The organism is Candidatus Thiodiazotropha endolucinida, assembly GCF_001715975.1.
Classification (GTDB): Bacteria; Pseudomonadota; Gammaproteobacteria; order Chromatiales; family Chromatiaceae; genus Thiodiazotropha; species Thiodiazotropha endolucinida.
Map to the genome: position 1 here is coordinate 263,510 of NZ_MARB01000002.1, position 11,625 is coordinate 275,134.

The 11,625-nt window shown below is 47.6% G+C and carries 13 protein-coding genes; 3 read left to right on the top strand and 10 right to left on the bottom strand.

Translation table 11 applies throughout. The features are described from left to right. Positions 1 to 3: 3 nt before the first annotated feature. The 8 genes from CODIS_RS02550 to CODIS_RS02585 all read right to left on the bottom strand — a co-directional run bounded on the left by CODIS_RS02550 (position 4) and on the right by CODIS_RS02585 (position 5,668). The gene (locus tag CODIS_RS02550; RefSeq protein ID WP_069121149.1) at positions 4 to 426 is read right to left on the bottom strand and encodes a hypothetical protein; all 423 of its coding nucleotides are present in this window, start codon (positions 424 to 426) and stop codon (positions 4 to 6) included. Between the two features lie 145 nt (positions 427 to 571). Continuing rightward, positions 572 to 1,591, bottom strand: coding sequence for a metal-dependent hydrolase (locus CODIS_RS02555; RefSeq protein ID WP_069121150.1), 1,020 nt, complete (start codon positions 1,589 to 1,591; stop codon positions 572 to 574). Positions 1,592 to 1,662: 71 nt separating this feature from the next. Further along, entirely contained in the window at positions 1,663 to 2,040 is a 378-nt protein-coding gene (locus tag CODIS_RS02560; protein ID WP_069121184.1) for a VOC family protein, read from the bottom strand. A gap of 224 nt (positions 2,041 to 2,264) precedes the next feature. Beyond that, positions 2,265 to 2,651, bottom strand: a complete 387-nt coding sequence (locus CODIS_RS02565) for a hypothetical protein (protein ID WP_069121151.1) — start codon at positions 2,649 to 2,651, stop codon at positions 2,265 to 2,267. Positions 2,652 to 2,813: 162 nt separating this feature from the next. Continuing rightward, positions 2,814 to 3,128 carry a hypothetical protein gene (locus CODIS_RS02570; protein WP_069121152.1) on the bottom strand — a complete coding sequence of 105 codons (315 nt, stop codon included), beginning with the start codon at positions 3,126 to 3,128 and terminating at the stop codon, positions 2,814 to 2,816. A gap of 74 nt (positions 3,129 to 3,202) precedes the next feature. Next, positions 3,203 to 3,628 (bottom strand): thioesterase family protein, encoded by a 426-nt coding sequence (locus CODIS_RS02575; RefSeq protein ID WP_069121153.1) that lies wholly within the window; start codon positions 3,626 to 3,628, stop codon positions 3,203 to 3,205. A gap of 192 nt (positions 3,629 to 3,820) precedes the next feature. Beyond that, the gene (locus CODIS_RS02580; protein WP_069121154.1) at positions 3,821 to 4,573 is read right to left on the bottom strand and encodes a ceramidase domain-containing protein; all 753 of its coding nucleotides are present in this window, start codon (positions 4,571 to 4,573) and stop codon (positions 3,821 to 3,823) included. A 252-nt stretch (positions 4,574 to 4,825) separates the two neighbouring features. Next, positions 4,826 to 5,668: an alpha/beta fold hydrolase gene (locus CODIS_RS02585; protein ID WP_069121155.1), complete on the bottom strand. Its 843-nt coding sequence runs from the start codon at positions 5,666 to 5,668 to the stop codon at positions 4,826 to 4,828. A 710-nt stretch (positions 5,669 to 6,378) separates the two neighbouring features. On the opposite strand from CODIS_RS02585, the gene CODIS_RS02590 reads away from it, so the two are divergent. The 3 genes from CODIS_RS02590 (at position 6,379) to CODIS_RS21675 (ending at position 9,507) form a co-directional block, all read left to right on the top strand. Beyond that, positions 6,379 to 7,281, top strand: coding sequence for a hypothetical protein (locus CODIS_RS02590; protein WP_069121156.1), 903 nt, complete (start codon positions 6,379 to 6,381; stop codon positions 7,279 to 7,281). A gap of 749 nt (positions 7,282 to 8,030) precedes the next feature. Continuing rightward, positions 8,031 to 8,957: a hypothetical protein gene (locus CODIS_RS02600; RefSeq protein ID WP_154722982.1), complete on the top strand. Its 927-nt coding sequence runs from the start codon at positions 8,031 to 8,033 to the stop codon at positions 8,955 to 8,957. A 130-nt stretch (positions 8,958 to 9,087) separates the two neighbouring features. After that, positions 9,088 to 9,507, top strand: a complete 420-nt coding sequence (locus CODIS_RS21675) for a putative iron-sulfur cluster-binding metallochaperone (RefSeq protein WP_162420091.1) — start codon at positions 9,088 to 9,090, stop codon at positions 9,505 to 9,507. 114 nt (positions 9,508 to 9,621) lie between these two features. On the opposite strand, the gene CODIS_RS02605 is transcribed toward CODIS_RS21675, so the two are convergent. Both CODIS_RS02605 and CODIS_RS02610 read right to left on the bottom strand, forming a co-directional pair. Next, the gene (locus tag CODIS_RS02605; protein ID WP_069121159.1) at positions 9,622 to 10,095 is read right to left on the bottom strand and encodes a L,D-transpeptidase family protein; all 474 of its coding nucleotides are present in this window, start codon (positions 10,093 to 10,095) and stop codon (positions 9,622 to 9,624) included. Between the two features lie 404 nt (positions 10,096 to 10,499). Further along, positions 10,500 to 11,474 carry a hypothetical protein gene (locus CODIS_RS02610; RefSeq protein WP_154722983.1) on the bottom strand — a complete coding sequence of 325 codons (975 nt, stop codon included), beginning with the start codon at positions 11,472 to 11,474 and terminating at the stop codon, positions 10,500 to 10,502. Positions 11,475 to 11,625: the final 151 nt, after the last annotated feature.

Here is an 11,625-nt window from a genome sequence, read left to right on the forward strand (position 1 = left end):
CGATCACTCTCCCGCTCTTTTGAGGTATTTTAGTTCAAGCCACTCTTCCGGTTGCATATTACTGATACGCGCCCAGGCATTATAGATTTCATAAACAAATACCCGCTGCCCCTGTTTGTAATGGCTGCTGGTCCTGTTCGAATTGGGTGCCTCGGCAGCCGCTATGGATTTTGCGGTAATCACGTGTACCGTAGGCAATCGATGTTTCGTTCTGCGGATGATTGAACCTGGATGATAGTTAGGGCTGTATCTCAAGGTGTTGCCATGACTGCTTGGGTTTGTGTCGATACGGCAGGTTTTGTTGAGTGCAATGCATCCTTTGCCGCAGGGTTTGCCCTTGATGCAGTTTCTGGCTTGGGCGGGAATTGGCGTGCTGAGTATCAGGATCGAGACCAGGGTGAGGGCGAGCGTTTGTTTGATATCCATGCGTGAGTCCTTTCATTGTGGTAGTGCCAAGGCGATCCGGCGATGGCGGGTTGTTAATTCGATTTCATGTCGGTGTTTAAATCTGCCTACCCACGATAGAGATTGATTGGTATGCAATCAATTCCTGAAATGAATTAGTGTTTATTTAATGCGGGTCAGCCCGATTCGTCTCGCCAAGCATGCGTCGCCACACCCACAGCAATGCCTCGGCGTCGGGGCGTTCGGCGGGGGCGCGTTCGGGTGGCATCAACGGGCGTATGACGCCTTCCTGTCGGTGACCGACCACGAATGAGAAGATGTAGCGTGGTTCGAAGCCCATACGCAAATCGGTGATCTCCAATCGACCGTCGATCTCCCGCACGCGATAGAAGCCCTTGGTGAACCAGCGCAGCCGCGTCACTGCAGGCGCATCATCGACCGACGAGAGCAGGCTTTCGTTGCTTGGATACTGTGCGAATCGGATCTCGGGCAACGGGTCGAGCAGCGAATAGTAACCTTCCCGGTAGCCATGTGGCGCCATCGCGACCACACGCCAGAGCAACAGATTGAAGGGTGTCGGCGTCGTCATCAGCCGATCATACTCAACACCCTTGCGGGCCAGTTCACTCTCGGCGACATCACGAACCTGCGCCTGGATGAAGATGGCGCCTGCGAGATAGACGGTACTCAGGCCAAGGCCGATCCTATTCGCGCGTCGTCCGACGGTCGGCTTGCGCCTGGCGAGTGCAGCCCAAAGCACCCCGACAAGCAGCAGCAGCGTATACAGGGGGTCGATAATAAAGATGCTGCCGAGCCCGACCGGTGGCCCCGTGCTCGGCCAGAAGAGCTGTGTACCGTAGATGGTGATCGCGTCGAGCAGGGCGTGTGTTGCGAGCGCGAGCCACACGAGCAGGGTCCAGCGAGCGATTGACGCACCCTCTCTTGCATGCAGGCCTGCGAGCCCCGCACCCAAAAACGGCGCGACGATGGTGTGCGTGACAAGGGAGTGGCTGAAGCCGCGGTGATTGGTCACGGCCGCCACCTCGTCCGGGTGGGGTAGGAGCACGTCGAGATCGGGGATCCCGCCGAATACGGCTCCCCAGAAGAGCGCTTTGCGGCCGACACGTGCACCTAGCGTCGCGTGGCCGACGGCTGCACCGAGCAAAATCTGCGTGAACGGATCCATACTATTTGATTCGAGTTAGAGAGCAATAAACTCCAATAGTGGAAAAATCGTTCTCTGGCCTCGGCTCTGTCCTAGTGTTGAGAGTGAAGCCCAAACATGTTGCCCTCTGTATCTACCGCCAGTGAAACATAACCATATTCGCCAATCGACGTCTTTGTCTGATGGACTGTACCGCCTGCGGATTCAACCCTGGATTCTTCGACTGAGCAGTCCTCACACGAAAAGTAGACCAGCGTACTATTGCCACCCGCATTCATCCCATCCATCTTGGCTAAAGCGCCGGCGGCACCATATTCCTCCATAGTGAAAGGAAACGACAGCATTTGAAGACCGGAATCGGTCGGGTCATTTATTTTTTCCAGTTTAACGTCGAGAACAGTTTCGTAGAACTTCTGTGCTCTCGCCATCTCATCGACGTATATTTCAAACCAAGCAACAGGATTACCCATGATCATCTCCTCCTCAATGGCTATGTTGAGTGTCTTAAGGCGTACAATCTTCCTCGATCAGATATTGTATATGTTCGGCTCTCTGGAATAGTGTAATGCTTTGTAGGTGAATTCTATCCTTTCCTCAAAATCATCCTGGAATGGGCCTGTTAGTGGCCGGCATAAATCCACTTTCGTGTTAAAGGGATCGCTGACAAATTAAGAATATGAATGATTATTATTTATCAGCGATCCCTCTTGTTCTTGCTCATTTGCATTTTAGATGCGTAGTAGTAGCTAAAGGCCATCAGGATAATCAGAGTAATTGCAAAAAGAAGCAAAGGAAAACTGAATTCAATTGTCCCGTCTAGAGAAAATTTTGTTCTAATTGCCGCGATCAATGCGACGACAAGTATTGTTGGGATCAGGATCCATTTTCGCTCAATAGGTTTTCTATCGGCTATCAGCAACATCACACCCCATGAAAATGCAATGACTGATGCAAGACCGCCCGGATAAACAACTTCGTCTACACCCATTCTTTCCGGCATCCATGTCAGAATTGCGATTGCAAAATCCGCTAACGCCGCAATCCAGTAACTCAGTCGCACTAATATGATTTGTTTTGCCATCTTTTTCTAAATTGAGAGAGATTAAAGCTAGATAGTATCACTATGGTGCGAACATATCAGAGTGTTTAACGTTTAAGGTATTAAAAGGAGTACGTGATAAAAAAACGATGGATGACCGCTTGTTGCTGATCTCATGTATTCATGGTTTGTAAGGCGAAAAAATTATGTCTTACTATGGTTTTCCAAAAAAGACCAGAATGAATCGCCTTCGATTGCTCCCCGTTCCTCCACGAGATTGGTTTCAATTTCTACCAGGTATTTATCATATACTGTCTCTCGCTCATGCTTCAAAGGGGACGGACAGTAACAGGTTTCAAACCATTCGATTGTGTTTGGGCCGGTGATCTTGGCCTGCTTCATCGATGACACAATTTCTGCGCCGTCCGGTTTTTGATTGGCTACCGTTCCGTCAACCAAAACCTGATAGAAGGCCGGTAGCTTTTTGAGTACGAATTTTGCCCTGACTCGATATTCCATGATTGCCTCATTTCGTTTAACGCCAGCCGAACAGGTGGAGCGTCAGATATGAATGCGTCGGCTGGACGTGATGACTAAGTGATATGGGCCGATTTGTCTAAGATTCTAGCGTCAAATTTATCTCTATTAATGACATATCTTTCATGGGTTCCCTTAGAAATGAGGTCGACATTGTCATGAGCTTCAACATTGAAAAATAGCTTTCTTCCATCCACTTTTATCAACTCAACCATAGCGGTTACCTCTAATCCGGGCGGGGTGGCCGCTTCATGAGTTACATCAATATGTATGCCGACTGTCTGTTCAGAAGGCCAATCAAGATACGGTTTTATGGCTTTGATACAGGTCCACTCAATGAAGCCCACCAAGAATCCGGTGGCAAACACTTCCGGCATGAGCAGGAACTCTTCTGATTCCGGATAGAGATTGGGAACCGTTTTTGTCCTTGGAACCAAGAATTTATGCTCATAATATATGCCGGGTTTAAGAGTGTCTTTCATTCTGTTTTCCTGTTTTGTAAAACGACAAATTTGTAAGCAGTGGTCTGACTCCGTTTTATCAGTCGCGACATCTGTAGTGTGGATCAGCTTATCAGCTTTTTTAACTATGATTTGATATTGTCGCTAAGGCTCAGGGATAGTGGACACGAAGTTACCGCCATCCTTTTGCAACCGGTTGTTTGTTATCGGGCCTCATAGTTTAAGTTTTCGTCTTTGCAGCATCATCAATATCGTGTAACAGCTGGCAGCTGCCAGAAGATGCTTGACCGTGTGTCCACTAATTGCCTCTCCTGTCATCTGGAACACGGCAATATCGTATACCTCCGCGCCTTTTGCCAGGGCGTACAACACAAGTGCGACGAAGAGCAATCCCTGATGTGTAAAGCGACTGCTGAATAACACCAAAAAGAAGGGTAATGTCAACAGCGGGATGAATTGTACCCACACGTAGAGACGCAGGTCTTCGAATAAGTACCCGTAGAGGACACTGCCGATACCCACGAGGACAAGCGGGATCAGCAGACAGGACAAGCGGCGATCGACATACTCGCTCAGAAGTGCCGCAAGAAAACCCATAAATCCAATACTCATCGGCAAGCGATCCCAGACGAGGGTCTCGTTACTAGGGCTCCAGTGATAGTAGATCGATCCAACGCTCACCAGGCTGACACCGATAAATAGCACAAGCCACGCGCTATGGCTGGGGCCTGTATCATTTTTCAGGCAGAATGCAATGCCAACCGCACCGACGAGCAGGAAGGCCAGGTTGGAGATTACATCGAAAAAATTCGGGACACACAGAAAGCGGCTCGTATCAACAAAGTGGTGATAGGCCACATCTTGAGGAATCGGTTCAAACATCAGTAGCAAGACGAGCGGAAAGAGCAAGAGAAACACCAGTACAGCGTGCCTCCAAGTGAAATCGTGTGACGGGTTGGTGCTCATCCTAACCTCGATTGAATATTATATTCAGCTAACTGCTAGACGCATTATTTCCAGGCTGTATGTTGTGTATACTTCCTTTCATTTGACGCCATATCCTGTCACTGAAGTTCTTGGTGTTCGCTGGAAGAGGTAAGTCAAGGATTTCTCATAAGTAAAAAGGGTTGCACCATCTATTCGTTGAATTAATCCGGTTTAGATAGCAACAAACTCTAATATTAGTAATAGTTTTTATTTGACCCCGGTGTTGCAAGATTACAGTTCATTAACAGCATCGGTGATTAGTTTCGCGATCTGAGAAGGAACCTCAAGGCAGGAGAAATGTCCCGCTCGACCAAGTTCAATCAGATGAGCATCTGGAAGCAATTGTTTGTTTGCCTGGCGCTCGTCCAATCTCGACCAATCAGAATCTGAGTAAGCGAGCCAGGTAGGAACAGCAATATTCCGGTAAACGTTTCTCGCTTCTATCCAGCTTTGCCACTCAAGACAAAGTGACCTAAAGGCTCGAGGGTGTCCTTGCTTGATTCCACTGCGGAAAAGTAGCTGAATAAAATCTGACTTAAGTTTTGTGTGGTTTTCAAAACCTCCTTCCATGATCTTTCTAAGGATCGGTGGCGGACCCGCCCTTGCGACGATCCAGCCCAAACCAGGTATGAGCATTGCGCTGAATATGAGATTAGCAAGTCCAGAACTACGCCGAATACCACCTCGGATGCCATAGTCATATGGGTTGAGCGCAATCACGCCGATGACGGACGGGTGCTGCCTTGCAGCAAGTCCCAAAGCGATAACAGCTCCGATTGACTCTCCCACGACAACTATCTCCCTGAGCTGAAGGCGATCGATCAACGAAGCAACGGAGTCTATAAAATAGGATGCGGAGTAGGTGACCTCCGGCGCAGATGATTCACCGTGACCTGGAAGATCAGGGATCACTACGTCAACATTATCAAGTATTTCAACAATCTGGTCGAAGTATTCGAGTTGTGTGCGAAGCGTGTGCAGTAAAAGCACAGTAGCCCCGTGACCACTTCGTCGGTAACGCCAATTCACTCCCCCTGCCTCGATAAAGAGATCTTCGTTGTCTTCATTGCTCATTGCGTCATCCTCTCATCGTTTCCGCTACTGCGTAATACAAAGCTGTAAGGACTGCTAAAAAACACAATTGAACTTGTGACGACTTCACTAAAACAATATCACCATACCCTGATGTAAATTCGATTAATCCATCATCCTTACGACACCTAACGCTTTGATAATTGGGGATAGATCCAATTTGTCGCTTTGCCATTGATATTTCATGTCCGGATCAGGCCAGAGTGTTCTGCAACATCCTTAGTTATAACGCCAGGGAGGTATGCCAGCTACATAACGATTACTTGAATTCTAGTGTATATCTATCGGATTGCCTCTTTGCTTGTTATGTCGATTACTCACAATCAATCGATGAGGTAATCCATCAATTGTACAGATATCATTCCCTCTTGCGGTATCAGTCAGTATGCTAAGTCATGACTAGACTATAACTACGCAATGCTGCGCGTTGACCTCTATGCCAGCGCTTATTCTGTTCCTTGGCAAAGGCTTTGATTCGGTCGATCGCAACCAATACTGAGAGGATTTTCGATTATAGTAGTTGATGCTTTGTAGTCAGGCATCCGGATTCAATCCGATCCTCTCTAGAGTGTTATTGGGTGTCCCTTATTTTTCACGCCCGGGTCAACAGACGCTATTGAAATATTCTATAATTTTTACACCCCTGCACTTTATATGCTTTTCATCGTAAGAGATTACTTTTTGCAATCAGCATGAATGACGAGATTCCGCAAAACGGCAGCCTGAGCGTCATAGACGGCGTGGAGCGCATTTTCTACGACGGTTACTGGATCAAGCGTTACCATGCGCCGGTCGACAGCCTGACCGATAAAAAACTGCTGATCCAATCACTCACTCGCCGCCTGTTCAACCACATGGAGCACGGCATCAATATCCCGGGGCGCCTGCTAGACAAGGTCCGGGACGATTATCAGTCTGAAACCGATCCCGGCAAAAAGCGGATCAGGGGCGCGATGCTGGCAGGCGCGTTGTTCAATCGCGCTGCGGATATCTTCAATCAGCTGGTCGAGCTGGAAGCCAGCGGTGTGCAGATAAAATCAGACAATGATCTGATGCGCACCTGCGGCCAGTGCCTGCAGGAGGCATTGGAACTCGGCAAATTGGTCCGTCACCGTAATGGCAGCGCCGGAATCGACGAACTATGGGGCGAGCCGTTCAAGGCCTTCGTCATGTCGATCGAGGATTTCTACCAGTCTCGCTACGTCAAGATCGCGATGACCATGCGCAATATCGACGAGGTTGCCGAACACATGATCGGATGCGTGCGTAACAACCAGGGGGGCGAGGAGATGGAAGCACTGATCAGGCACTACGCCTGCATGGCCCGGCGCAAGTGCGAAATTCTCAGAACCGACCCTGATATCTTCGACGCCTGGGTTGAGTTTGTCGTGGCGGGGGAGGCGATTACCGGGTATACATCAGGGCAAACGGAAGTTGAAACCGGCAAAGGAATCCTCGATGAATTCGATAGCCGCTACATGCTCGAACAGGGTGTCGAGCTGATTGCGGACATCACCCGTGCGAGAACTTCAATGCCGAGCAGCACCGAGGAATACTTGGGGTTGTGTGAGCAATTCAAGCGATGGAAAGCTTAAACAGATAAAGACCCGGTGGGTGAAACGAGTAGTCTTGAGTGATCAAGCCAGACTCATTCTTGGCCATGTCATAATATATTAGGTCCCCAGTTTTTGTTAGGCGCTGCATCCAGTCAGCGAGGCGCTGAGAAAGCTCATCGAGCTGGTGGGAAGTACCCAGATGGCGGTGGGCAGCAATGCCTAACCGGCGGCGCTCGATGTCTACGCCTATTTCAATCTCACCGAAGGGGTGACGGGGCTGGAGGCGCATGTGCCTCCCTCTGACCTTCGCATCCATCGTTATTTACCTCCTTCACGACCCCTTCATCCTCACCGCTGATACTTTTTACTTCATTGACAAGGCTTATTGCTTCGACGGCTCCTCAATTTGGGGCGTTTATGGAGATCCTTAGGTTCGATGACGAATGAAATGGTTACGTGAACCAGGATTACTTGCTTCGGTTATGGGGCATTTTGCTACACAAACGACAATATTTGCGTCATAAGTCGGATTATTCAGATCTTAAAACAGGCCTGTGCAGGGTATTTTGTCCCTGGTACACCGATTGCAGGGCCTATTGAAGCGTATGTGGTGTTATCTGTTTGGGTGAGTGAACCTGAAGATTAAATTATGTGTAGTTAAATGGGGTTTGTCTCCATTTATTTACCGCATCCTTTAGGAAAATTAGTTTCTTAAAGGATAGATTCGCTTTGATTTCGGTATTCTTCGCTATACACAGCATTCAATTGTGCCGGCATTGGATATATAGATGCAAAAAAACTCAAATCACGCTTGTTCAACGTGGCGTAAATCTGACTGGAAAGGCCTGGCCAGGGTTATCCCTGTTGTCATAGGAGTGCTGTTTGCCGGGTCAGCCGCTGTAGCTGGGCCCGCCATTGGTCAGTTCGAAGTCAAGAATCTCAACGCCACACCCGGAGAGATTGAGTTCCAATCCCAGAATGCCCATATGTTTGGTAATCCAAAACGTGAACTGAGAAATGTCGGTGGAGAGTTCGAGTACGACGACAACAGTGTGGCGAAGCAACGCCACGCTCTCGAGCTTGAGTTTGGTATTAGCCGTCGATTTAAATCACGCATCGGTATCGAATACGAGAAAGAACGTCTGGATGATCCGGATAATCCTGATCAGGTGAATGAATTTAGTGAACTGGATTTGTCTGAAATCGGTGCAGAGATCATATGGGTGGTTGATCCTGTCGAAGAGAACAAATGGGGTTTTGGTCTGGTGGCCGAATATGAGCATCCGCTGGAGGACGAGGAGGCAAGCCTGTTGCTTGTCGGGCCAATCTTTCAAATAGAACGGAATGAATGGTGGAGCATCATCAATCTCTATCTGGTGAAACACCTGGGTGGAGATCAACCACGAGACGAGAAGGTCGACTTCGCCTATGCGACCCAATTCGGCTTTGAGCTGAATCAGGATTGGCAGCTCGCGTTGGAGGCCTATGGAACAGTGGATCGGATAGGTGATACAGGTAGTGCAGGCGAGGAGGCGCAATTGTTTGGCGATCACAATCAACATCGCCTCGGACCTGTGTTCTATTACATTGGAGGCCTGGGAGGTGATCCGTCCGACGAAGAATCATCCGTCTCAATCGGCGTGGGATTGTTGTTCGGTATCAATGACAACACGCCTGATACGACGTTGAAGTGGTCTGTCGAGGTTGAGTTTTAGCGAAAAGAATTGGAAGAACTGGCTGTAGATAATCAGACTCAACCTGACACTGCAAGTCGCATATTTCGATATCTTCTGACAGACTAAGAATATCTAATGCTGCTATTTCAATCGTTTCAGATAAACCATAATGTCACATTGTTGCTCAGAACCCGGCTGCAATATTAATCGGCCCGGCAAACACCGCTGTCCGGTCAATGGGATCGAGTACTCGGAGGTATCCGTCAAAACCGTTGCACACCATGTACGCAGACCTTGGCTATTGGACGGTCACACAAAACAATACTATTTCTGTGACGATCCGACTTGCGATGTGGTTTATTTCGGGGACGACGACTCAGTAATCTCGCAAGCACAAGTCAGAACCAGGGTGGGCGTGAAGGACCAATCCGATGATGCAATGCTGTGCTACTGCTTTGGGGTAACTAAGCGCGACGCGGACAGCGATCCGGGTATAAGGGCGTACATTGTCCGTCAAACCAAGCTCGGCGTATGCAGCTGTGAAACATCTAATCCCGCTGGAGTTTGCTGCCTCAAGACCTTTCCGTGAACTACCGTATTGCCGATCGATAAACAGGACATCTGTGTATTTATAAATTGGTAATCTTTGGGGTGGGTGTCTCGCTTAATTTCCTTAATTACTGTTCAAGATATGAAGCTCCACCTACCATTCAATCAGAATGGGGGTGCCTACTTTTACCAAACCCAAAAACTCGTCCATCTCTGCATTGGTTACTGCAATACAGCCGTTGGTCCAGTTGAACTGTTGGGTTACAGGGGCTAACCAGCCCAGCCAGTTTTTTTGTCCATGGATCATGATAAATCCCCCAGGTGAGACACCCAGTTTTCGAGCGCTGTTTTTATCTTGCTGATTCGGGTAGCTGATATGCATGGCTCGGTAGAAAGAGGAGTCTTCTTTTGTATAGTCGAGAGTGTAGAGGCCCTCCGGTGTCTTTTCGTCTCCCTCCTTCTGCTTGTGTCCTTTAGGGTTTGCGCCTAATGCCACTTGATATTGTTTTATAACTGTTTTTCCCTGCATGAGGAACATACTACGTTCAGATTTATCGATGCGTACCAGATCAACATCTGCTGACAAGCGAGTTGCATAGGTGAGTAAGAGTAGTGCGAAAATTCTCATGTTGACAGACGTTTGCTGATTTGGGGAGCGGTGCTATTTGGGAATAAGATAGACTAACATCTTCTGTAACAATTGATCTCATGGTTTTTACAACATTTGCCAGAAGGTTCAGAAATAGTTTAAAGTTTAAGGTTAATGAGACACCCACCCTAGATTTGAAGCTGCGTAATGTAATTGGCCCACTTTAGAGTGGGTGTCTTGTTTGTGTCAGAGGGTCGAGGTTGTTTAGGATTTCAGTTTCAGAGTGATTGACAGGGAAATCTGCTCCGAGAAACAAAGAATTTCAATGCTAATTGATTGATGCAGGCCTGATAGAAATGGTCGTGTGTCTAATGTAATTGGTACACTTTAGAGTGGGCACTTTAGAGTGGGTGTCTGGTTTGTGCGCCCTAGCTCCTCTGGATCTATACGTTCAACTCGATCGAAGCCCTTAGTTTTTTGAACAACATATTGTGTTTAAAGTTAGCCATGGAATCTGATGGGTCAATTGCCTCTAAGTTAAGGCGTTCTATTGTGCTACGTGACACTGCTACGGATAAAATAGGGGCTTCTTCTAAGTGGCCTGTCTGAGAGTTAAGCAATTCGTCTACAGCCGTGACAATAACCAGATTGTCAGGGATGGCTGAAAATAGTTCATTGCCTACCCGCAATACACAGCTACAGACATAGTCTTGATATATTTCATTGAATCTACCTTTTGGCATATTCTTAACAGACAACTTACCGCTTTTTAGTAAATTTTTTGTTTCGCTTGGTACTATTTCATTGCCGTGAACGTTTATTTTTGCCTCTAAAATACCATTGTCGTAGACAGAGATTGACAAACTTGATCCGAGATTAGAAATTTCTGAGAATGGCTGAAGATTTTCAATTGCTTTTATTTTGGCTTCTGCCTTACCATCTAAAAGAGCTTTAGCTATTGCTACACTTTCTTTCCACTCCTCTGTTTCTTTCTCCCATTTTGAGATCCTAGATTTGTAATGAGCCTTATCTGTCTTAACGGCATCATCAATATTTTGGGAAAGCAACGCCCTTTTCTTTTCCTCTCGTTTGAATAGGCGATCTAAAAATCCAGGCTTATAGGTTTCTAATAATTGACGTGCTTCCGATTCATTATCATTATTCTTTTGGGGTTCTGTAGGCTGCTTAGATGAAAAAATTTTATTCCAGTCTATTGGAGGGCTGCATTCTTTGTGGATTGATTGAATGACATCAATATGATTTTCATAAACTTCCACTTCGTATGCAGCTTGTTCTAGTTCCTGCATTTTCTCATATTGTTTTTGCTGCCATTCAAGCTCCCTTTGCCTCCTTTTCGCATCTCGTTCCGCAGCGCGAACTGCTGCACCAACTGAGCGAACTGTTCCTTTCCATCCCATCTTCGATATCCTTCTTATTGTTTGCAGCTACGCTCAAAGCAGGCGCGCCGCCTTATGGCGTTGCTTGCCTTTGCTTGTGTACGCCCAGCATGGGCATGAACTGATGGGGTGGAAGTCCCCTGTAGGAGAACCACAGTCGATGATCGATGAA

What these genes read in the sequence shown, in the direction of transcription:
- CODIS_RS02550 (WP_069121149.1), bottom strand. Translation starts at nt 426, where the DNA reads ATGGATATCAAACAAACGCTCGCCCTCACCCTGGTCTCGATCCTGATA.
- CODIS_RS02555 (WP_069121150.1), bottom strand. Translation starts at nt 1,591, where the DNA reads ATGGATCCGTTCACGCAGATTTTGCTCGGTGCAGCCGTCGGCCACGCG.
- CODIS_RS02560 (WP_069121184.1), bottom strand. Translation starts at nt 2,040, where the DNA reads ATGGGTAATCCTGTTGCTTGGTTTGAAATATACGTCGATGAGATGGCG.
- CODIS_RS02565 (WP_069121151.1), bottom strand. Translation starts at nt 2,651, where the DNA reads ATGGCAAAACAAATCATATTAGTGCGACTGAGTTACTGGATTGCGGCG.
- CODIS_RS02570 (WP_069121152.1), bottom strand. Translation starts at nt 3,128, where the DNA reads ATGGAATATCGAGTCAGGGCAAAATTCGTACTCAAAAAGCTACCGGCC.
- CODIS_RS02575 (WP_069121153.1), bottom strand. Translation starts at nt 3,628, where the DNA reads ATGAAAGACACTCTTAAACCCGGCATATATTATGAGCATAAATTCTTG.
- CODIS_RS02580 (WP_069121154.1), bottom strand. Translation starts at nt 4,573, where the DNA reads ATGAGCACCAACCCGTCACACGATTTCACTTGGAGGCACGCTGTACTG.
- CODIS_RS02585 (WP_069121155.1), bottom strand. Translation starts at nt 5,668, where the DNA reads ATGAGCAATGAAGACAACGAAGATCTCTTTATCGAGGCAGGGGGAGTG.
- CODIS_RS02590 (WP_069121156.1), top strand. Translation starts at nt 6,379, where the DNA reads ATGAATGACGAGATTCCGCAAAACGGCAGCCTGAGCGTCATAGACGGC.
- CODIS_RS02600 (WP_154722982.1), top strand. Translation starts at nt 8,031, where the DNA reads ATGCAAAAAAACTCAAATCACGCTTGTTCAACGTGGCGTAAATCTGAC.
- CODIS_RS21675 (WP_162420091.1), top strand. Translation starts at nt 9,088, where the DNA reads ATGTCACATTGTTGCTCAGAACCCGGCTGCAATATTAATCGGCCCGGC.
- CODIS_RS02605 (WP_069121159.1), bottom strand. Translation starts at nt 10,095, where the DNA reads ATGAGAATTTTCGCACTACTCTTACTCACCTATGCAACTCGCTTGTCA.
- CODIS_RS02610 (WP_154722983.1), bottom strand. Translation starts at nt 11,474, where the DNA reads ATGGGATGGAAAGGAACAGTTCGCTCAGTTGGTGCAGCAGTTCGCGCT.